20 protein-coding genes and 1 pseudogene are annotated in these 21,355 nt (G+C 57.1%); 9 read left to right on the forward strand and 12 right to left on the reverse strand.

Annotation, left to right across the window (positions count from 1 at the left end; translation table 11 throughout):
* Position 1 precedes the first annotated feature (1 nt).
* On the reverse strand, positions 2-1,237 hold the full coding sequence (locus tag JFT86_RS18295; RefSeq protein WP_201237760.1) for a 3-methyl-2-oxobutanoate dehydrogenase (2-methylpropanoyl-transferring) subunit alpha: 1,236 nt from the start codon (positions 1,235-1,237) through the stop codon (positions 2-4).
* Positions 1,238-1,422: 185 nt separating this feature from the next.
* Between JFT86_RS18295 and bkdR the strand changes: the two genes are divergently transcribed.
* Positions 1,423-1,911 carry a Bkd operon transcriptional regulator BkdR gene (bkdR, locus tag JFT86_RS18300; protein WP_008059350.1) on the forward strand — a complete coding sequence of 163 codons (489 nt, stop codon included), beginning with the start codon at positions 1,423-1,425 and terminating at the stop codon, positions 1,909-1,911.
* Positions 1,912-2,095: 184 nt separating this feature from the next.
* Here the strand turns inward: bkdR and JFT86_RS18305 are convergent, their stop codons facing one another.
* The 4 genes from JFT86_RS18305 to JFT86_RS18320 all read right to left on the reverse strand — a co-directional run bounded on the left by JFT86_RS18305 (position 2,096) and on the right by JFT86_RS18320 (position 5,927).
* Entirely contained in the window at positions 2,096-3,292 is a 1,197-nt protein-coding gene (locus JFT86_RS18305) for a hypothetical protein (protein WP_201237761.1), read from the reverse strand.
* Between the two features lie 113 nt (positions 3,293-3,405).
* Entirely contained in the window at positions 3,406-4,539 is a 1,134-nt protein-coding gene (locus tag JFT86_RS18310; RefSeq protein WP_201232883.1) for a hypothetical protein, read from the reverse strand.
* 70 nt (positions 4,540-4,609) lie between these two features.
* Complete coding sequence (locus tag JFT86_RS18315; RefSeq protein WP_201232882.1) at positions 4,610-5,434, reverse strand: hypothetical protein; 825 nt, start codon at positions 5,432-5,434, stop codon at positions 4,610-4,612.
* A gap of 13 nt (positions 5,435-5,447) precedes the next feature.
* A complete protein-coding gene (locus tag JFT86_RS18320; RefSeq protein ID WP_201232881.1) occupies positions 5,448-5,927 on the reverse strand; it encodes a hypothetical protein in 480 nt (159 codons plus the stop codon).
* 214 nt (positions 5,928-6,141) lie between these two features.
* On the opposite strand from JFT86_RS18320, the pseudogene JFT86_RS18325 reads away from it, so the two are divergent.
* Positions 6,142-6,561, forward strand: a pseudogene (locus tag JFT86_RS18325) (helix-turn-helix domain-containing protein); the annotation flags it as partial.
* 153 nt (positions 6,562-6,714) lie between these two features.
* On the opposite strand, the gene JFT86_RS18330 reads toward JFT86_RS18325, so the two are convergent.
* Complete coding sequence (locus JFT86_RS18330; RefSeq protein WP_201237762.1) at positions 6,715-7,578, reverse strand: MBL fold metallo-hydrolase; 864 nt, start codon at positions 7,576-7,578, stop codon at positions 6,715-6,717.
* 104 nt (positions 7,579-7,682) lie between these two features.
* On the opposite strand from JFT86_RS18330, the gene JFT86_RS18335 reads away from it, so the two are divergent.
* The 3 genes from JFT86_RS18335 (at position 7,683) to JFT86_RS18345 (ending at position 10,244) form a co-directional block, all read left to right on the forward strand.
* Entirely contained in the window at positions 7,683-8,024 is a 342-nt protein-coding gene (locus JFT86_RS18335; RefSeq protein ID WP_201237763.1) for a metalloregulator ArsR/SmtB family transcription factor, read from the forward strand.
* Between the two features lie 165 nt (positions 8,025-8,189).
* Positions 8,190-9,434 (forward strand): FAD/NAD(P)-binding oxidoreductase, encoded by a 1,245-nt coding sequence (locus JFT86_RS18340; RefSeq protein WP_201237764.1) that lies wholly within the window; start codon positions 8,190-8,192, stop codon positions 9,432-9,434.
* A gap of 9 nt (positions 9,435-9,443) precedes the next feature.
* The gene (locus JFT86_RS18345) at positions 9,444-10,244 is read left to right on the forward strand and encodes a sulfite exporter TauE/SafE family protein (protein ID WP_201237765.1); all 801 of its coding nucleotides are present in this window, start codon (positions 9,444-9,446) and stop codon (positions 10,242-10,244) included.
* Between the two features lie 54 nt (positions 10,245-10,298).
* Here JFT86_RS18345 and JFT86_RS18350 read toward each other — a convergent pair whose 3' ends face one another.
* Positions 10,299-11,249 carry a polysaccharide deacetylase family protein gene (locus JFT86_RS18350; protein WP_201232877.1) on the reverse strand — a complete coding sequence of 317 codons (951 nt, stop codon included), beginning with the start codon at positions 11,247-11,249 and terminating at the stop codon, positions 10,299-10,301.
* Between the two features lie 275 nt (positions 11,250-11,524).
* Between JFT86_RS18350 and JFT86_RS18355 the strand changes: the two genes are divergently transcribed.
* Both JFT86_RS18355 and JFT86_RS18360 read left to right on the forward strand, forming a co-directional pair.
* Positions 11,525-13,180 (forward strand): MFS transporter, encoded by a 1,656-nt coding sequence (locus tag JFT86_RS18355; RefSeq protein WP_201237766.1) that lies wholly within the window; start codon positions 11,525-11,527, stop codon positions 13,178-13,180.
* Positions 13,177-14,319 (forward strand): HlyD family secretion protein, encoded by a 1,143-nt coding sequence (locus JFT86_RS18360; protein ID WP_201237767.1) that lies wholly within the window; start codon positions 13,177-13,179, stop codon positions 14,317-14,319. Before JFT86_RS18355 ends, JFT86_RS18360 begins: the two co-directional genes overlap by 4 nt.
* Positions 14,320-14,440: 121 nt before the next feature.
* On the opposite strand, the gene copD is transcribed toward JFT86_RS18360, so the two are convergent.
* On the reverse strand, positions 14,441-15,298 hold the full coding sequence (gene copD / locus JFT86_RS18365; RefSeq protein WP_201237768.1) for a copper homeostasis membrane protein CopD: 858 nt from the start codon (positions 15,296-15,298) through the stop codon (positions 14,441-14,443).
* Positions 15,299-15,301: 3 nt separating this feature from the next.
* Entirely contained in the window at positions 15,302-15,664 is a 363-nt protein-coding gene (gene copC / locus JFT86_RS18370; protein ID WP_201237769.1) for a copper homeostasis periplasmic binding protein CopC, read from the reverse strand.
* A gap of 140 nt (positions 15,665-15,804) precedes the next feature.
* On the opposite strand from copC, the gene JFT86_RS18375 reads away from it, so the two are divergent.
* Positions 15,805-16,425 (forward strand): TetR/AcrR family transcriptional regulator, encoded by a 621-nt coding sequence (locus JFT86_RS18375; protein WP_201237770.1) that lies wholly within the window; start codon positions 15,805-15,807, stop codon positions 16,423-16,425.
* 115 nt (positions 16,426-16,540) lie between these two features.
* Here JFT86_RS18375 and preA read toward each other — a convergent pair whose 3' ends face one another.
* From preA to hydA, 3 genes are all read right to left on the reverse strand, one after another.
* On the reverse strand, positions 16,541-17,815 hold the full coding sequence (gene preA, locus JFT86_RS18380) for an NAD-dependent dihydropyrimidine dehydrogenase subunit PreA (RefSeq protein ID WP_201237771.1): 1,275 nt from the start codon (positions 17,813-17,815) through the stop codon (positions 16,541-16,543).
* Positions 17,816-19,183 carry an NAD(P)-dependent oxidoreductase gene (locus tag JFT86_RS18385; RefSeq protein WP_201237772.1) on the reverse strand — a complete coding sequence of 456 codons (1,368 nt, stop codon included), beginning with the start codon at positions 19,181-19,183 and terminating at the stop codon, positions 17,816-17,818.
* A 157-nt stretch (positions 19,184-19,340) separates the two neighbouring features.
* On the reverse strand, positions 19,341-20,780 hold the full coding sequence (hydA, locus tag JFT86_RS18390; protein WP_201237773.1) for a dihydropyrimidinase: 1,440 nt from the start codon (positions 20,778-20,780) through the stop codon (positions 19,341-19,343).
* A 185-nt stretch (positions 20,781-20,965) separates the two neighbouring features.
* Between hydA and JFT86_RS18395 the strand changes: the two genes are divergently transcribed.
* On the forward strand, positions 20,966-21,157 hold the full coding sequence (locus JFT86_RS18395) for a hypothetical protein (RefSeq protein WP_201232872.1): 192 nt from the start codon (positions 20,966-20,968) through the stop codon (positions 21,155-21,157).
* Positions 21,158-21,355 lie beyond the last annotated feature (198 nt).

The raw sequence follows: 21,355 nt of genomic DNA on the forward strand, positions 1-21,355 counted from the left end.
GTCAGATCCCCAACTGCTGACGCTGGCGCTTCAAGTGCTCCGGCATCTCTTTGTAGACGTCTTCGAACATGGTTGCTGCGCTGGGAATCTGACCGCCGGCGAGGGTGCCGTACTGTTCGGCCTGTTTCTGCGCGGCAATCACTTCGGCTTCGAGCTCGGCGCTGACGGCGGCGTGCTCTTCTTCCGACCAGTGGCCGATCTTGATCAGGTGCTGTTTAAGACGGGCGATCGGGTCGCCCAACGGGAAGTGACTCCAGTCATCGGCAGGACGATATTTCGACGGATCGTCGGAGGTCGAATGCGGACCGGCGCGGTAGGTAACCCATTCGATCATGGTCGGGCCGAGGTTGCGGCGAGCACGTTCGGCAGCCCAGGCAGAGGCGGCGTAAACAGCATAGAAGTCGTTGCCATCAACCCGCAGCGAAGCGATCCCACAACCAACGCCGCGTCCGGCGAAGGTGGTGGCTTCACCACCAGCGATGGCCTGGAAGGTCGAAATCGCCCACTGATTGTTGACCACGTTGAGGATGACTGGCGCACGGTAGACGTGGGCGAAGGTCAGGGCGGTGTGGAAGTCCGATTCGGCGGTGGCGCCGTCACCGATCCACGCCGAGGCGATTTTGGTGTCGCCCTTGATTGCTGAGGCCATGCCCCAGCCGACGCCCTGAATGAACTGGGTCGCGAGGTTGCCGGAGATGGTGAAGAAACCGAAGTCCTTGACCGAGTACATGATCGGCAACTGCCGGCCCTTGAGCGGATCGCGCTCATTGGACAGCAGTTGGCAGATCAGGTCGACCAGCGGCACATCGCGGGCCATCAGGATGCTTTGCTGACGGTAGGTCGGGAAGCACATGTCGTCGATGTTCAACGCCAATGCCTGGGCGCTGCCGATGGCTTCTTCGCCGAGGCTTTGCATGTAGAACGACATTTTTTTCTGACGCTGGGCGACCACCATGCGGTTGTCGTAGATCCGTGTCTTGAGCATGGCGCGCATGCCTTTGCGGAGGATCTCGACCGGCACGTTTTCAGCCCATGGGCCGAGGGCATTACCCTGATCGTCGAGCACGCGAATCAGGCCTCGGGCGAGGTCGGCGGTGTCGGCGGGTTCTACGTCGATGGGAGGTTTGCGCACCGTGCCGGCATCGGTCAGATGCAGGTAGGAAAAGTCGGTTTTGCAGCCTGGACGGCCCGAGGGTTCAGGGACGTGCAGACGCAGCGGTTCATACGCTTGGGTCATGGCTTCTACGCTCGATCTTGTGAATTTCTTGTAGTGAGCTGGCAGTCATTCCTCGGTAGAGGAAATCTTGTCCTACAACAATCATAGGCCCGGGCAAGAAGAATATTTATCTCTGTTTCGTTGCGCTGAAGATCATTTGCAGATAGAAATTCTGCATAAACATAAAAAACAGGTGGTTTTGTCTCATGCGCAAACTGGACCGTACCGACATCGGCATTCTCAACAGCCTTCAGGAGAACGCGCGCATCACCAACGCCGACCTCGCGCGCTCGGTGAATCTATCACCGACGCCGTGCTTCAACCGGGTCAAGGCAATGGAAGAATTAGGGCTGATTCGCGAGCAGGTCACGTTGCTCGATGCCGACCTGCTGGGCCTGCATGTGAATGTGTTCATTCACGTCAGCCTGGAGAAACAGGTCGAGGAAGCGCTGCAGCATTTCGAAGAGGCGATTTCCGACCGGCCCGAAGTGATGGAGTGCTACCTGATGGCCGGCGACCCGGACTATCTGATCCGGGTTTTGGTGCCGACCATTCAGTCGCTGGAGCGCTTCATGATGGACTTTCTGACCAAAGTGCCGGGGGTGGCGAACATTCGCTCGAGCTTTGCGCTGAAGCAGGTGCGCTACAAGACGGCGTTGCCGTTGCCGGCGAATGGCCTGACGCTGGGCACCTAGCGTTTTCTCCACCTCTGGATAAACACTTTATTGCGGCGAAAGAGCTGAAACTCCGGATGCTTCCTGGTGAGTCCACTTTTTTAGCATCCGGATTTGAGATTGGCATAAAGGGCATCAAAAATCGGTTGGGACTTCAGACCTTCCTTAACTGCCGGAATTTCAGGGGGCAAGAAAACCTGCGACCTTACCTTATTGAAGCACCAGCGCCGATAGGGAGTTTGAGTTCGCTATAATCGGCAGGCATTGGCGTTTTACTTTCAGGCATGCCTTTAATCTTATGTAACATATCTTTGGTTGGTAATATGAATTGCCCATCGTTTCGGGACAATATCAACTCATTGATATTACCCCCGCCTTTTAAATGCTGAATGACCTCGTCAATGCCAAATGCGCGCGACTCATTTAAGGGGTGATCCCCTTTGTTCACCCAAACATGCAGGTGCAAGGTAGCGGTTGAAGGTGCAACCGGAAAATGGAAAAATAAATTAACCTTGTCTTTTTCAGCAGATACCCCATAGATATCAACTAAATGCTGAAGGCTATCCTGTTTTAGTTTTTCCAGCATCCCAACATCAGCCTGCTCCAAATCCAATATAGAGGTTAATGACTTCACGCCAGATGTTAACTCGGCGCTATATTGATTTAATTCCTCCTTCTGGTTAGCCGGTGCATTTCCTGTTGAGGGGGCACCCTTCATTTCCTGAATCAAATCATGTGGCACTGCAGGATGAACGGCCCAGGCCGTCAGCTGGATGCCTTCTGGCCTAGAGGCCAGATCTGTGATTTGTCCAGTGGTGTAGGTTTGCGACATGTAGGGAATATTCGGGTAAATCAGAAACCCATTGCCCGCTCCCAGCGGGGTAGAGTAATGGAAGACGTCGGGATTTTTTTTGTACACCTCACTGTATACCTTGTCGCCTGGCTCCCGGCTGTTACCGCGTAGCAGCTCAACCAGAAACTGGGTGGCATTTTCATTTTTGTACGTTTCCTTGAGCTGTGCCAGATTTGTTGTTGTCAGTGTTACCTGAGCCAGGTCGTTAGTTTGATATTTTTGCAAGCCTCTTGGGTTTAGCCATCTGAAACTGCCATAGTCGTCTTCGGATTGTTTGGATATATAGGCGCCATGGGTCAAGTCGGCGGTGCCGGAATTGTCGTGTTTGATCAACACATGATACTTGTCTTGATTTAGCTGGCTCAGGGTTTTCCGATTGTCATCAATACCATAAGCGTCCAGTGTTCTGCGGATCGTAGAGCTTTCGTGTGGCTTCAGACTGGCCTGAGAATTACGTACAGCCTGTACATCCAGGGTCTGATGGCGTGAGTGACTCGAGTCAGCAGGTAAGGTCGCAGTAGTAGGCTGCAACGCCTGAATTGAAATCATTAGTTATCTCCTGTAGTTGTCATGCTGCACGTTGCGGGTGCGTTGGCTGCGCTCAGTCACCAAGGCTTGCCCGATCGCACTGCAACGTAAAAAAAGAATGGGTATAAAATCGATTACAAAGGCAGGTTTAAAATATTGTCGTGCACACCTTTAAATGGAATGCCGCTAATATTCTTGATGGAGTCCGAGGTTGGTAAAAAATAGGAACCTCCATTTCGCTCAAGGACAAGATCGCTGATCTCTTTTCCTGACTTAAGATGAGCAATAATCGCATCGAGATCGAAAGACCTTGGTTCATTCAGCGGGTGATCACCTTTGTTTACCCAGGTGTGTAAGTGAAGTGTGGCGGTTTTTTCTGCGACGGGAAAATGAAAAAACATTCTGGTATTGTCATGTTCATTTACAGCATAGACATCTCGAAGATGTTGCACAGTCTCTTGTCGCAATTTTTCGAGCTGCGGAAGATGCTCTTGTTTTAAATTCAGAATGCTGGTCAAGGATTCGATCTGTGTTTTTTTATCGATTACCTTTTGTGGTGTATTCTGGCTTGCTTCAAGCCTCTCGGGGCCTGTTTGATGATGTCGCGATTCCAGAAACGAGGACTGTATGCCCGGATGAATTGCGTAGGTACACAAGATGATGCCGTGTTTGCTATTTTTGAGTGTCTCGGGAGCATTCACATAAGCATCTAACACTTTTGCATCACAGTACGGTGTATTGGGGCTAATGAGATAGCCATGCTGCGTGCGATCAATCGGCGCGACAAACTGAGCGAGACTTTCATTTCGGCGATAAAGATCAATATCCAGGCAGGCCTCTGCATTGAGTACCTTGGTGAGAAAATCCGGCAAGGGAGTGTTCGAGTAGGTCTGACTGAGTTGTGTTAACTGATCTTTATTCGTAAAGCTGATGACAGCGACATCGGCGGTTTGATATTTCATCAGGCCCTTTGGATTTAACCAGTTAAAGTTGCCATAGTCATCCTCACCTTGTTTGGATACATAGGCGCCGTGGGTTAAATCGGGGGTGCCTGAGTGGTCTTTTTTAACCAACACATGATATTTCTCCTGATTTAGCTGGCTTAACGCTTTCCGGTTGTCGTCTATGCCATAGGCGTCCAGCGTTCTGTGCATCGGCGATTTTTGAGTGTTGTGCACCTCTTGCACATTCAGGGTCTGATTGCGCTGATGACTTTGCTCAGTCGGTGTAACAGAAGTAGAGCGATGCAATGCTTGGATTTGGGTCATTGCCTATATCCTTGAAAATAAAGAAATCGATTGGGCTTGTATTGTTAGGCCTGCCTGGCAGGTAACAGCGTTACCCAGAATATTTACTTACTAGCGCGCTTATATCATCCTGTGCGACAGACTTGGCGTGGATATCAAGCTCGTTAATATTGACGCCTTGTGCCACCAATCGAGCTAAAAGATGTTCGAGTTGAGGCCGCTGGGGCATATAGTGGCCGGAATCCAGATGAAATGATTTCGCTTTCCCCTGTTCAATGAGTATCATGCCCGCCGATAAAACCGGCTTGCCTTCTGTCGTCGAAGTATGTTGCCATTTGCCTTTTTCATACGGATGAACAAAGATATTTCCGTCGCGATGGATAACGATGGCAGCGTGGCCCTCCATCCCGGTCTTACCTGGTAGATGTGTCGTATCCAATAACTTACCCCCTTCTTTCCATTCACCTTGTGAAAGCGTTACCCGATAGTCAGTGGCTTGATCTGGGGATAGATAATTGATATAGCCGACATCCTGCGATAGAGGCTGCTTGGGTTTGTTCTTGAGCGTATTGATTTCAACATTGGGGTGTTGATCAATCCATTGGAATAGCCCGGTTTTGCTATTAGCGTCTTCCTGCCATGCACTTAATGCGCCGGACTGTCCGTCAAGGCCATTCAATGAAATCCTGTCGCGATGCTGCGGATCCTTAATTTCCAGCCAATATTTTTGGTTGGCACCTGCTTCCCCACAGCTTTTTCTTGGCATCATCTCCATGATGAATTGTGCGGTCTCTTTGAAGCGCATCATGCTTGGGGAGTTTTTTATCGTTTTGACCCGTAGTGACGGAGAATCATCCTGCTGTTCTACTGGGTGTCCGCTGACCTGCGCAATGTGATTGACTTTAATGTCCAGCATTAAACATTCTCCCTCATCGGTGGTTAGATATGATTTTCAGTGCGCCATGGAAATCATGAATGACTTGGCTGAATTTATTTTCAACTAATGCACGCAGATCAACCAATGCTTTTAATTCGAAACCATCGCTGCACTTGCCTAACGTCAAATGACCGGCTTCAACGTATTCCATTACGGTTGTGAGGACGGGCATGATACGTCTGGCATTGTCTATCAATAGCTCTTCGCTAATCGGGATAAATGACCAGATCAAGAGGCGATCGTCGATCAATGAGATATTGATGGATCGCTCTTCATTCATGTCGATAGTTATAGTCGAGTGTGAGTCAAAGTCGTGCAATAAGTGGTCTGGAACATTCAGGTCGGTCAGTGCATCGCGGACCAATGAACTAAGCTCATGATGAATATTTTGAGAGAATGATAATGGGCTGTGGCTCATAAGCTTAAAATGACTGTGCAAGGAGTCGGTTTGATGATCAGTTTTTTCGTTCATGGTATTTCCGTTAAGAAGAAGCAGTTGATCTATTTACATGTTACTCAGTACACATGAGAGATCTTTCGAAAAACGCTCATTTTTTTGTTGAAATCGGTACTAAGGCTGGCCTTCCGTAACGTGGGTGATCTATTCACGCTCGTGTGTTGTTCTCGAAATAATTCTTCTGTGGTCTTTGCACTTCCTCTGTCATTCAGCGCTCGGGGGAATGCACATGAAAGCCCAAGAGATTGTCGTCATCCCAGAAGAACAAGCCGAACTGCACCGCCGAGTACGCTCGGCCACCATCAGCCAGCGCGACGGCCGTCGCGCCCGAGTGATCCTGCTGGCAGCCCTAGGTTATTCACGGTTAGAAATCGCGCGGTTGACCGGTTTCTCACTCCCTGCGATCACCTGCTGGTGCCAGTGTTTTGAAACGCTGCGATTGGAAGGTTTGGTAGACAAGCCGGGGCGTGGGCGCAAAACGTCCTTGCCGGCTGACGCCGTATGTCGTGTCCTTGAGCAGGTTACTCAGTCGCGAATCGGCGAGCCTCGGTGAAGCACGCGAGTCGCAGGGATCTCGGCCACCAGCGTGCACAGACTCTGGGTCGACAATGACCTGAAGCCGCACCTGACCCGCACCTTCAAACTGTCCGAAGCAGGAGAGACTGGAAAGCCAATGATGTGGGCTCGCCGGCGGCGCAAAAACGTGACTAAAAATTAGTGGGACAGATAGACGTTTTGGCTAAGGCTTGGTCCAGAGCGGTACATTCAATGAGGGCGCGAAAAATAGACGGGGGAGATCAACTCACATCTTGTTGATCGGGATCTTCAGGTAAACCACGCCGTTTTCTTCCGCTGCGGGAAAATTCCCCGCCCGCACATTCACCTGAATCGCCGGCAGCAACAGCGTCGGCATGCCCAACCCGGCATCACGCTTGGTGCGCATCTCGACGAACGCCGCCTCATCAACACCGTCATGCACATGAATATTGTTTTTGCGCTGCTCGCCGACGGTGGTCTGGTACTGCGATTGCCGACCCTCGGGCGGGTAGTCGTGACAGACGTAGAGTTTCACGCTGGCAGGGAAGGCCAGTAGCTTGTGGATCGAGTTGAACAACTGATGCGCATTGCCGCCGGGAAAGTCGCAGCGGGCGGTGCCGACGTCGGGCATGAACAGCGTGTCGCCGACCAGGATCTGCTCGCCGTCGATCAGGTAGGCCATGTCCGCCGGGGTGTGGCCGGGCACGTGCAGGGCGGTAGCCTTGAGATTGCCGATCCTGAACGATTCGTTCGGCGCGAACAGGTGATCGAATTGCGAACCGTCGACGCAGAATTCCGGCTCCAGATTGAACAGCGCCTTGAACACGTTCTGAACTTTGCTGATCGACTCGCCAATGGCGATCTTGCCGCCCAGTTCGCGGCGCAGATACGGCGCGGCGGAGAGGTGGTCGGCGTGGGCGTGAGTCTCCAGCAGCCACTGTACTTGCAGGTGGTGCATGCGAACGAAAGCGATGATTTTGTCCGCCTGCGCGGTGCAGGTGCGCCCGGCGGCGCCGTCATAATCGAGTACCGGATCGACGATCGCGCATTGCCCGCCGTCGGCCTCATAGACCACGTAGCTGTAGGTCGAGGAGGCGGGGTCGAGGAAAGCTTCAATCAGCGCGGGCATGGACACGAACCTGTGCAAGAGGATGAAAAGTCAGTCATGGGTTGCAACACTTTATGTAAAAACATAATGTTCGCAGCTTAAGTGACGTTGAAGGCTTCCTGCAAATGCAATCCAGTCTGACCGAATGTGAAGTCGCCCAATTGCGCGCCTCGGCCTCCAAGGCCTGCGCGTTGCTCAAGGCCTTGGCCAATGAGGATCGGCTGTTGATCCTGTGCCAACTGACTCAGGGCGAACGCAATGTCGGCGAGCTGGAAAAAATGACCGGCGTGCGCCAGCCGACGCTGTCCCAGCAACTGGGCATTCTGCGTGACGAAGGGTTGGTCTCGACCCGCCGTGAAGGCAAATACATTTTTTACGGCCTCGCCAGTCCTGAGGTCATCCAAGTGATGAAAACCCTGTCCGGGCTCTACTGTGGGGCCGTACTCAAAAGCCTGGGCCATCAATAAATGCCAGCCAACCCAAACCCCCAGTAGGCCTTCGCCTGCTCGCGATAGCGCTGGGTCAGCCAACATCTTATTGACTGATTCACCGCTATCGCGAGCAGGCTCACTCCTACAATGGATTTGTGTGATGACTGGGGAATCCTTGCGTGCAGCAATAAGGAACAAGCAATGAACGATCAACACTGGGGCCCATCCATCAGTGCAGACATCGTGGTCATCGGCGGTGGTACGGCCGGCATCGGTTTTGTCGCCAGCTTGCTCAAGCGTGACCCGACCCTGAACGTCACGGTCATCGAACCGGCTACGCACCATTACTACCAACCGGCGTGGACACTGGTCGGTGGCGGTGCTTACAACGTCAAAGACACCGCACGGCCGATGGCCAAGGTGATGCCGCGTCAGGCCACGTGGATTCAGGCAGCGGTGACCGGCATCGACCCGGACACGCGCCAACTCACACTCAACGATCAACGCACGGTCAGCTATCAGAACCTGATTGTCTGCCCAGGCCTGCGTCTGGCCTGGGAGAAGATCGAAGGCTTGCAAGAGAGCCTTGGTCAGCACGGCGTGACGTCCAACTACAGCTATCAGCACGCGCAGTACACGTGGAATCAGGTGCAGAAACTGCGAGGCGGCACGGCGCTGTTCACTCAGCCGGCGATGCCGATCAAGTGCGCCGGCGCGCCGCAAAAAGCGCTTTACCTGTCGTGCGATTACTGGCGCAAGAATGCCGTGCTGAACAAGATCGAAGTCGAATTCAATCTGGCCGGCGCTGCGCTGTTCGGCGTGGCAACGTTCGTCCCGCCACTGATGAAGTACATCGAAAAATACAACGCACAACTGGCGTTCAATTCGAACCTGGTCAAGGTCGACGGTCCGGCGAAAACGGCCTGGTTCGAACGCAAGGACGCTGACGGCAACGTTGTAATTGAGTCGAAAACCTTCGATCTGCTGCACGTCGTGCCGCCGCAGGTCTCGCCTGATTTCATCGCGCAAAGCCTGCTGGCCGACGCCGCCGGTTGGTGCGAAGTGAATCCGCACAGCCTGCAGCATCCGCGTTATCCCGAAGTGTTCGCGCTCGGCGACATCTGCGGCACCAGCAATGCGAAAACCGCTGCTGCGGTGCGCAAGCAAGTCGTGGTGGTGGCGGAAAACCTGCTGGCCTTGCGCAAACAACAACCGCTGCCGCTGAAGTACGACGGCTACGGTTCCTGCCCGTTGACGGTGGAGAAGGGCAAGGTGATCCTCGCCGAGTTCGGCTATGCCGGTAAGTTGCTGCCGACCTTTGCGCTGGACCCCACCGTGCCGCGTCGCTCGGCATGGTTTCTCAAGGCGACGCTGCTGCCGTGGTTCTACTGGAACGGCATGCTCAAGGGTCGCGAGTGGCTGACAAGCCTGTCCAAAGTCGACTGAGAAATCACTATGTTGCTGGCAAGTCTGTTTGGCGTGGTGATGGGCCTGGTTCTCGGTCTGACCGGGGCGGGCGGCGGCATTCTCGCGGTGCCGGCGCTGGTGCTCGGGCTCGGCTGGACGATGACCCAGGCCGCGCCGGTGGCGCTGTTTGCGGTGGGCAGTGCGGCGGCGGTCGGTGCCATCGACGGTTTGCGTCATGGTCTGGTGCGCTATCGCGCGGCGCTGCTGATTGCGGCGCTCGGCGCGGTGTTTTCGCCGCTGGGAATCTACTTCGCGCACCAGTTGCCGGAGAAGATCCTGATGATTCTATTCAGCCTGCTGATGGTCATGGTGGCCTGGCGCATGTTGCGCCGCGAGCGTCAGGAACAAGGCCCGAGCGACCATGGCCACGGCAGTTGGGGGCAGAAAAACTGCATGCTCGATGAAGAGACCGGGCGCTTCGACTGGACCGCCAAATGCACGGCGACCCTCGCAGCGCTGGGTGCGGTCACTGGGGTGGTGTCGGGACTGCTCGGTGTCGGTGGCGGCTTTTTGATCGTGCCGGCCTTCAAACAACTGACCGACGTGCAGATGCGCGGCATCGTCGCCACGTCGTTGATGGTGATCAGTCTGATCTCGGCGATTGGCGTGATCGGCGCGTTCCATGCCGGAGTCCGCATCGACAGCCTCGGCGTGGCGTTCATCGTCGCCAGCATTATCGGCATGATCATCGGTCGCAAGCTCTGCGCCCGGGTGCCGGCGCGTGCCTTGCAGGTGGGGTTTGCCAGTGTGTGTCTGGTGGTCGCGGCTTACATGGTGCTGCGTGCCTGAGCCTTACCGGTGGCGAGGGAGCAAGCTCCCTCGCCACAATTATTCTGCGTTCGATTACTGGTTGTAGGCGGCTTCACTGTTATCGATCAGCGGATTTTTCTCGGTCAGCACGATCTGCGCAATCCGATCCTTGCGCTTGAAGCTCACCTTCGGGTGCGACTGGGCGTAACGGATGAACCGCTCCATCGCCTCGACCATCGCCGGCGTACCGCCGATGCGGTCGTGCAGACTGACCGACATCATCCGTCGCTTGCTCGCACCTTCGGCATAGAGCCGATCGAACTCCAGCACCAGTTGCTGATAAAACTGGTCGGCGGAAAAATGCCGGCCCTCGACCAAGACGATATCGTTGTTGCGCAGGGTGTACGGCACCACGGCGAATTTACGCCCGCGCACCATCGTCACGAAGGGCTCGTCGCGGCTGACGTCATCGATGTGATAGGTGAAGTTGAGATCATGCAACACCTTCAGCGTATTGGGGCTGCGCCTTAGCCAATTGGCGTTGTAGCCGACCGAGCGCTGGCCGGTGAGTTTTTCCACCGCCGCCACACCGTCGCCGATGAATTGTTTTTCCTGCGCGTAACTCATGTTGTAGGAGTCGGCCCAGCGCATACCATGCGCTGCGAGCTCATGGCCACGTTCGGCAATCGCCTTTGCCAGCTCCGGGTGCTTTATCGCAGCCTCGCCGACCACGTGGGAGGTGACTTTGATCCCGGTGCGATCCCACAAATCGAGCATGCGCCACAAACCTTCCTTGTGACCGTAATCGAACCAGGTCTGCGCCGGCAGATCCGGGTAGCCTTTGGGTAAAGGGCTGCCGGAGAATGGACTTTCTGCGCCGTCGGGTTGGCCACCGGTCTCGAATTGCATCGATACCGAGATCACCAGTTGCGAGCCATCCGGCCATGGCCGCTCCTGGGCAAAAGCGAGGGCGGGCAACAGTAGCGCGGCGGCCAGGAGGTTTTTCAGCAGACGCGGGGAGCGTTGGCGGTGGGGTGTGGTCATAACGGGCACCTTGGGGTTGAGAAGTGCCGCAAGGGTGGCATTTGTTGCGCCCGGGAATAATCCGCTGTGGGCGAGATGACTTTTAAACAATTTTTACCAATCGGGCTTCACACAATTCCGGTGTAGGAGTGAGCCTGCTCGCGATAGCGATTTAACAATCCACAATAATAGTGACTGATATACCGCTATCGCGAGCAGGCTCACTCCTACAAGGGATATGGGTTTGCAGGACGATTTGCGGCAAACTCCAGGCATCTTCAGCACAAGGCCTTTCAATGGATCAATTCGCCCCGCGCAACTGGCAGCCTCACGAGAAGCCCAGTCTGCCTGGTTCCCCATCGACGCCGCTGCACTCCAACCCCAAGCGTCTGGCCTATGCGCTGGTCGGGTTGCTGGTGGCGTTGACCGGCGGTTTGGGCAACTCGCTGGTGGTCGCCAACCTGGTTTACCTGCAAGGTGCGCTCGGCGCGACCACGGCGGAAATGGCCTGGTTGCCGGCGGCGTACGTGATGACCAACGTGTCGATGAACCTGCTGCTGGTGAAGTTTCGTCAGCAGTTCGGTTTGCGCGCGTTCACCGAAGTGTTTCTGGTGCTGTATGCACTGGTGACCTTTGGCCATTTGTTCGTCAACGATCTGAATTCGGCAGTGGCGGTGCGCGCCGCCCACGGCATGGTCGGCGCGGCGCTGAGTTCTTTGGGCCTGTATTACATGGTGCAGGCGTTCCCGGCGAAGTGGCGGATGAAGGCGCTGGTGCTCGGGCTCGGCACCTCGCAACTGGCATTGCCGTTGGCGCGCCTGTTCTCCGAGGATTTACTGCAAATTGCCGAATGGCGCGGCTTGTATCTGTTCGAATTGGGCATGGCATTGCTGTCGCTGGGCTGCGTGTTGATGCTCAAGTTGCCGCCGGGCGACCGCTTCAAGACCTTCGAAAAACTCGACTTCCTGACCTTCGCCATTCTCGCCAGCGGCGTGGCGTTGCTCTGTGCGGTGCTGTCGCTGGGGCGGATCGACTGGTGGCTGGAAGCCGACTGGATCGGCGTTGCGCTCGCTGCCTCGATTGCGTTGATCCTCACGGGGCTGGCCATCGAGCACAATCGCAGCAACCCGATGCTGATGACCCGCTGGCTCGGCAGCGGGGTGATGATCCGGCTGGCGCTGGCGGTCATTCTGATTCGCATGGTCACGTCCGAGCAGTCCACCGGTGCCGTCGGCTTCATGCAGTACCTCAACATGAGCAATCAGCAGTTGCACAGCCTCTATGTGGTGATGCTGATTGGCAGCGTCGCCGGGCTGCTCACCAGTGCGCTGACCATCGACCCGAAACACTTGTTGATGCCGCTGATCATCTCGCTGGCGCTGATGGCGACCGGCTCGGTGATGGACAGTTATTCGAACAACCTGACGCGTCCCGAGAACCTGTATTTCAGCCAGTTTCTGTTGGCGTTCGGCAGTACGTTTTTCCTCGGTCCGACCATGGTCCTCGGCACGCGTAACGTGTTGACCAATCCGCGCAACCTGGTGAGCTTTTCCGTGTTGTTCGGGATCTGCAACAACCTCGGCGGGCTGATCGGTGCGGCGTTGCTCGGCACTTTTCAGATCGTCCGGGAGAAGTTTCACTCCAGCCACATCGTCGAGCATCTGATGATGTCCGATCCGCTGGTGGCGGCGCGGGTGCAGAGCGGTGGATCAGCCTATGGCTCGCTGCTGGCCGACCCGAGCCTGCGCAATCTTGCCGGTATTCGCAGTCTGGCCAACGCCGCGACTCGCGAAGCCAACGTACTGGCCTATAACGATGTATTCATGCTCATCGCGGTGATTGCGGTGCTTACCATGATCTGGATTTCCATTCGGGCGCTGTGGCTGATGAGCACCACCAAAGCCGTCGAGCCAGCGCCTTCCGTACCTAATAGCGGTGCCACTTCTTCATGACCGAACCGACTACCACAACCACCAATGCCATTGCCGCCACGCCTGAAGGTGTGGCGCCGCCGTCATCGCCGAACACCGAGCCGCGCTCGTTGCGGGTGCGGATCATCTCTTCGCTGGGCTTTGCCGCGATCGCCATCGTCGGTGTCTTGATCGTGCTGTATGCCTGGCAATTGCCACCGTTCAGCAGCGCAGTCGAAACCACCGAAAACGCGCTGATTCGTGGGCAAGTGACAATCATCGGCCCGCAGCTCGCCGGGTATGTCTATGAAGTGCCGGTGCAGGATTTTCAGTTTGTGAAGGCCGGCGATTTGCTGGTGCGTCTGGACGACCGCATCTACCAGCAACGCCTCGACCAGTCGTTGGCACAACTGGCGGTGCAGAAAGCTGCATTGGCCAACGTCGTGCAGCAACGCAACAGCGCTGAAGCGACGATCAAGCTGCGTCAGGCGGTGGTCGCTGATAGCGAAGCGCAGTTGCGCAAGAGTGAAGCGGATTTGCGCCGGAACAAGGCGCTTGTGAGTGACGGCTCGGTGTCCAAGCGAGAGATGGACGTGGCGCTGGCGGCCAATGCGCAGGGTATCGCGGCGGTGGCGCAGGCCAAGGCCAATCTGGAAATCGCCCGGCAGGATCTGCAAACGGTAATCGTCAATCGCGGTTCGCAAGAGGCGGCGGTGGCCAGCGCGGAAGCGGCGGTGCAACTGGCGCGGATCGACTTGTCGAACACGCGCATCGTCGCCCCGCGCGACGGCCAGCTCGGGCAGATCGGCGTGCGCCTCGGCGCTTACGTCAATTCCGGCGCGCAGTTGATGGCGTTGGTGCCGAACCAGAAATGGGTGATCGCCAACATGAAGGAAACGCAGATGGACAACGTCCGGGTCGGGCAACCGGTACGGTTCACCGTCGATGCGTTGAACCACAAGAAATTCACCGGGCATGTGCAGCACATATCACCGGGTACCGGCTCGGAGTTCGCCTTGTTGCAGGCTGACAACGCTACCGGCAACTTCGTCAAGATCGCTCAACGCGTGCCGGTGCGGATCACCATTGATGAAGGGCAGCAGGAAGAGGAACGGTTGCGGCCGGGGATGTCGGTGGTGGTGAGTATCGACACCGCCGCCGGCGATACCCAACCCCATTGATCAACACAAATCCAATGTAGGAGTGAGCCTGCTCGCGATAGCGGTATGTCAGGCGAAATATTCGTTACTGATTCACCGCTATCGCGAGCAGGCTCACTCCTACAGGGGGGCTCTGTGACCTTTAGGTGGTGATCATCGGGGGCAGGGTGCCGAGCAGCGAGACGGCAGCCACCGCGCCAATGCCGAGCAACCATTCGAGCATCACGCTGCGCCGGAGCGCGCCCATGCGCTGTTCGCAATCATCAATGCGCAAGCGATTGAACAGCGCCAATCCCAACATTCCCAGCACGATCAGCGCTTTGATCAGCAGAATCAGCGCGAAACCTGTGAACAGCGGCGTCGGCCACCACTGACCGGTCAGCACGCGCACGTTGATCAACCCGGTGATCAGCAGCCCCGCCACCAACGCATAACCGACGCCGCTGAAGCGCTGCAAAATCGCGGACATCGGCTCACTCGGCTGCCGCAAAATCATCACCAGCAACAACAGCCCGCCAAGCCACGCGGCGACACAGGTCAGATGAATGATCTGGTTGAGAATCAGCAGTTGTCCGTTCAAACCATCGAGCATGGCGCCATGCCCGACCGGGGCCAGGGTCGCCAACAGCAAGCCACTCAAGCCCAGCCGCAATGGCATGCTTGAGCGCCACGGCGTGAACAGCAACGCCAGCAGCGCAGCATTGATCAGCAAGTGCCAACGCCAGACCTGACCAAAAAACGTCTTGCCCAACACCAGCGCCAGCGTGTCGGGATCGAACACGGCCGTCGCCGAACCGGCCATGCTCGCCGTGATCAACAGCGCCCAGACCACGCCGCTGACCAGCGCAATCGCAGCCAGCCAACGCGCCAGTCGCGCCTGGTGCCGATCCACCGCAAGCGCTTCACCCTTGAGCAACAGCGGCCTGAACAGCCAGGCGCCGAACAGCATCAACACCACGGTGAAATGCACAAAGCGACACAGCACCAGCGCTTCACTCATGAATTACTGGCCAACCTTGAACTGATAGGCGCCTTTGCTGTTGTGCGTGTCGACTGACACGGCGTGCCATTCGACTTTGTACTCACCCGCCGTCAGCGGCGTGGCCGGCGTGACGATCAGGGTTTTCTTGTCGTTTTCGGTGGTCAGCGCTTTGACCGCGACGTCCGCGCCATTCTTGGTCACAGTGACTTTGGTGAAACTGGCTTCAACACCTTCGGAAAAAGTCAGGCGCAGATCGGCCGGGGCGGCGACGGTGCTGTCGGCGGCCGGGGTCTGGCTTGTCAGGTGGGCGTGGGCGAATACCGATGAGGCGGCGAACAGCGAAGCGAGCAGGGCAGTGGTGGTCAGGAGGTTCTTGAACAGCATCGCGGGTACCTCTGAGGCAGGATCGAAGAAGCCGTCAGTTTAGCCATCCGGCAACGTCTGTACGAAGTTTTGTTTTCAGCGGTCGCCCGCGCACCAGAGCGGATGCTAGTCTTGGGCAACGCTGTTGTCAGGGAGCCCTTATGGGCAATCACAAGATCGAGATCCGTCGCAGTAACGTCGAAAAAATCCTCTTGGCGGCGGAAAAAGTCTTCGCCGAAAAAGGCTTCGGCAGCACCGCCATGGCCGACATTGCTGCTGAGGTGCAACTGCCGCGCTCCAATCTGCATTACTACTTTTCAACCAAAAGCGAACTGTACAGCGCGGTGCTGTTCGACCTGCTGGAAGTGTGGAAGCAGGATGCATTGTGCTTCGAGATGTTCGACGACCCGCGCGTGGTGCTCAGCAGCTACATCCGCGCCAAGATGAACCACTCGCGCAGCCGGCCATACGGTTCGAAAGTCTGGGCCAACGAAATCATCCACGGTGCGCCGACGCTGGGTGAGGCGCTGGATGTCAGCCTGTATGACTGGGCGAAGATGAAGGAGGCGAAGATCCGTCAGTGGGTCGAGGACAAGCGGATTCTGCCGGTGGAGCCGTCGAGCCTGCTGTACATGATCTGGGCCTCGACCCAGCATTACGCCGACTTCGATCATCAGGTGAATATTCTCAATGGGCACCAGCCGCTGTCGGACATGCAGTTCGAACGGGCGGTGCAGACGGTGACCAGTGTGATCTTGCGCGGGATCGGCCTGGAGCCTTGAGTCTTGAGGTGGCCGGACTGGCCTCATCGCGAGCAGGCTCACTCCTACAGGGGAACGCATTCCAAATGTAGGAGTGAGCCTGCTCGCGATGGCTCCGGTTCAGGCACCACTGAACTCAAGGGGACACATGGTAGGGATTTCTCGGATCATGATTCCAGTCGAGAAACGGCTTGCCCGTTTCCATCGGCACCATCTCGATACAGTCCGCCACCGGGCAGGTGATCTGGCACAGATTGCAGCCCACACACTCCTCATCGATCACTTCATATTTATGCGTCCCGTCCGCCTGCTTCAGGCTGCTGATCGCCTGGTGTGAAGTGTCCTCGCAAGCAATGTGGCAACGCCCGCAGCCGATACATGCCTCCTGATCAATCTTCGCAATCACCTGATAGTTGATATCGAGATACTTCCAGTCCGTGGTGTTGCCCACTGCGCGCCCGGAAAACTCGGCGATGCTGGTGTAGCCCTGACTGTCCATCCATCGCGACAAGCCGTCCTTCATCTCCTCGACAATCCGAAACCCATGCAGCATCGCCGCCGTGCACACCTGCACCGCGCCGCTGCCCAGCGCCATGAATTCCGCCGCATCGCGCCAACTGCCGATGCCGCCAATCCCGCAGATCGGCAAACCCTGGGTCTGTGGGTCACGGGCAATCTCGGCCACCATGTTCAGCGCAATCGGTTTGACCGCCGAGCCGCAATAGCCGCCGTGGGTGCTTTTGCTACCGACAGTGGGCAGGGCGACCATGTGTTCGAGGTCGACGCTGGTGATCGAGCTGATCGTATTGATCAGCGACACCGCATCGGCGCCACCACGATGCGCAGCACGGGCGGCAACGCGGATGTCGGTGATGTTCGGCGTCAGTTTGACGATCACCGGCAGCGAGCAGTAAGTCTTGCACCAGCGCGTGACCTGTTCGACGTATTCCGGCACCTGACCGACCGCCGCGCCCATGCCACGTTCAGGCATGCCGTGCGGACAACCGAAATTCAGCTCAATGCCGTCAGCGCCGGTGGCTTCGACCAGCGGCAGAATGTATTTCCACGACTCCTCGACGCACGGCACCATCAGCGAGACGATCAGCGCCCGGTCCGGCCAGTCCTTCTTCACCTGAGTGATTTCGCGCAAGTTGATTTCCAGCGAGCGGTCGGTGATCAGCTCAATATTGTTGATCCCGAGCACTTCGCGGTTGTTGCCGTAATGCGCGGAGTAACGCGAGGAGACGTTGACTGCTGCCGGATCTTCCCCAAGGGTTTTCCAGACCACACCGCCCCAGCCCGCCTCGAAGGCGCGGACCACGTTGTAGGCTTTGTCGGTCGGCGGCGCGGACGCCAGCCAGAACGGATTAGGGGCTTTGATGCCGGCGAAGACTATCGAGAGATCGGCCATTTACGCAGCCTCCACATTGAGCATCAGTTGCGCGTTGATCGCTTCGGCGGCGCGTTTGCCGTGTTGCACCGCTTGCACGGTGAGGTCCTGATCGAGACTGGTGCAGTCGCCACCGGCATACACGCCGGGGATGCTGGTGCGCAGGTTTTCATCGACCTGAATGCGCTCGCCCTGCCGTTTGAGTTCGCGCGCCAGCGGGTCGGCGAGGGCGTTGCCGTCGAAGGCCTGGCCGATGGCTTTAAAGATCGCATCGGCGGCCAGTTCGAAGGTTTCCCCGGTGGTTTGCAGACGACCGTCGACCAGATCGGTGCGGGCGAAACGCATGCCGCGCACGTGGCCCTGATCGTCGAGCAGCACTTCTTCCGGTTGCGCCCAGGTCAACAGGCGCACCTGATTGGCCTTGGCAATGTCCTGTTCGTGACCGGTCGCGCCCATGTCGGCGGCGCCACGGCGATACACCAGATTGACATCGCGGGCACCGAGGCGAGCCATTTGCACGGCCATGTCGATGGCGGTGTTGCCGGCGCCGAGGACGATGCAGCGCTCAGCCAGTGGCAATTGCGTGAGGTCATCGGCCTGGCGCAATTCGCGGATGTAATCGGTGGCGGCGAGCAGGCCGGGGGCGTCTTCGTGGGGCAGGCCAAGCTGTTTGCTGGCGTTGAGGCCGAGGCCGAGGAACACCGCGTCGAACTGTTGATGCAATTCGCTGAGGCTCAGATTTTCGCCGAGCTTCTGCCCGTGACGAATTTCGATGCCGCCAATCTGCAGGAGAAAATCCAGTTCCTTCTGCGCGTAGTCATCGACCAGTTTGTACTTGGCGATCCCGTATTCGTTGAGGCCACCAGCCTTCTCCCTCGCTTCGAAAATCACCACGTCGTGGCCGTGCATTGCACTGCGATGTGCGCAGGACAGACCCGCCGGGCCGGCACCGACGACGGCGATGCGCTTACCCGTGGCAGCGGCGCGCTGGAAGGGGTGCTCGGTGAAATGCGCGTTGTCCACGGCGTAACGTTGCAGCAGGCCGATCAAGACCGGTGCGCATTCATGGGCGTTATTGCGCACGCAGGCCTGCTGGCAAAGGATTTCCGTCGGACAGACCCGTGCGCAACTGCCGCCGAGAATGTTCGCCGAAAGGATTTTCTGCGCGGCACCGGGCACGTTGTCCTGATGGATATTGCGGATGAACGACGGAATGTCGATCTCGCTCGGGCAGGCATTCACGCACGGCGCGTCGTAGCAATACAGGCAGCGCGAAGCTTCCAGATGCGCCTGGCGGTCGTTGAGCGGTGGCGCCAGATCGGAGAAATGGCCGGCGAGGGCGGCCGCACTTTCGTGCGGGTGCGGGAGATGGTTCAGGGTCTCGATCACGGTTTATGGCCTCATGGTTAATTGAGGTGCTGCCTCTGATGGGCAGTGGTTTTTGTATTGCCTGAAATGGCGCCATCGCGAGCAGGCTCACTCCTACATTTGGAATGCGTACACCTGTAGGAGTGAGCCTGCTCGCGATGAGGCCGAAGGCCTCGCTTTAGCGTTTCACTGCGGTTGGACGATGTTGCTCAGCCCGCTTGCTCAGCAAATCAAACACCGCCGGATACGCCGGCCGTTCGATGTACCGCCCGGCCCCGCGCTCGGCGCGCAGGTCGCCGTCGGCCCAGACCACCCGGCCCTGGCTGACGGTGTGGCTTGGCACACCGCGCACGGTCTTGCCTTCGAAGATGTTGAAGTCCACCTGCTGATGGTGGGTCTTGGCGGAAATGGTGCGGGTACCTTGCGGGTCCCACAGCACCAGATCGGCATCGGCGCCGACCCGGATAGCGCCTTTGCGCGGGTAGAGATTGAAGATTTTCGCGGTATTGGTGGACGTGAGGGCGACGAAGTCCTGCATCGACAACCGTCCGCTGTTCACGCCTTCATCCCAAAGCACGGCCATGCGGTCTTCGATGCCGGCCGTGCCATTGGGAATCTTGCTGAAATCGTCGCGCCCGGCGGCTTTTTGCTCGGCGCAGAAACAGCAATGGTCGGTGGCGGTGGTGTGCAGATTGCCGTTTTGCAAGCCATGCCACAGCGCCTCCTGATGACCACGCGGACGGAACGGCGGACTCATCACGTAACCGGCGGCGGTCTGCCAGTCCGGGTGTTGGTAGACGCTGTCATCGAGCAGCAGATGCCCGGCCAGCACTTCACCGTAAACCGGTTGGCCCTTGCTGCGGGCGTAGGTGATTTCGTCGAGAGCTTCCTTGGTCGAGACGTGCACCAGATACAGCGGCGTACCGATGGTCTCGGCAATGCGGATGGCCCGGCTCGCCGCTTCACCTTCGACCTGCGACGGACGCGACAGTGGGTGCGCTTCCGGTCCGGTGATGCCCTGGGCCATCAATTTGCGTTGCAGGTGATAGACCAGCTCGCCGTTTTCCGCGTGCACGGTTGGCACCGCGCCGAGTTCCAGGCAGCGCTCGAAGCTCGCCACCAGCGTGTCGTCGGCGGCCATGATCGCGTTCTTGTAGGCCATGAAATGCTTGAAGCTGTTGATGCCGTGATGGCTGACCAGTTCGGCCATTTCCTCGCGGACCTGCTCGCTCCACCAGGTGATCGCGACATGGAAGCCATAGTCCGACGCAGACTTCTCGGCCCAGCCGCGCCACTGATGAAACGCCTCCATCAACGATTGCTGCGGATTGGGAATGACGAAATCGATGATCGACGTGGTACCGCCGGCCAGACCTGCAGCGGTGCCGCTGTAGAAGTCTTCGCTGGCGACGGTGCCCATGAACGGCAGTTGCATGTGGGTGTGGGGATCGATGCCGCCGGGCATCAGGTATTGGCCGCTGCCATCGAGCACTTCGGCGTCGGCGGGAACATCAAGGTTTTCACCAATGGCTTTGATCACGCCGTCGGCGCAATAGACGTCGGCGCGGTAACTTTCATCATGGGTAACAACGGTGGCGCCACGGATCAACAGAGACATTCCGAGTTCCTCGCAGGCATGACCGACTTGTGTCGGTTCTAAATGTTTTATTGATGTACAGCGGTGCAGGGTGTATTCCTGTCAGTGCTGTCAGGAATAGAAGCTAGTCTCAGTTCTGGAATAGATCAAGATTATTTTTTATAAGCTTATAGTTGTTTTAACTCATTGAAAAACAACGATAAAAAATGAAAGTCACCAAAATGGTGAGGCTGCTCACCATTTTGACGCACTTGACAGGATGGAAATATGAGCAAGATTTCCTATGTGAAATCAGCCGCTTGAAGTTGAGCTGCGGTTGTTCGCACAGCATGAAAATAAATGCAGTGCACCAGTTTGAGTCCTGTCTGTTCGGACAACTTGCCGGACGTTTAGCCTGAGCGTTCAGACAAGTATTCGCGGACTCACTCGGTGAATAATTAAAACTGATAGATATCAGAAAGTTGCAAAGCGTTTGAAACACCGCCCGATGCGCAAGCGGGGCACCCGGCACGTTTATTGATGCCGCCGCTGACACCGTGGCCGGTGCATGAAAGTTGTCAGTTCCTCCGGCCATCGTCCGGTTCGCACCTGTGTGT

The organism is Pseudomonas sp. TH06 (assembly GCF_016651305.1).
In the GTDB taxonomy this organism is placed as follows: domain Bacteria; phylum Pseudomonadota; class Gammaproteobacteria; order Pseudomonadales; family Pseudomonadaceae; genus Aquipseudomonas.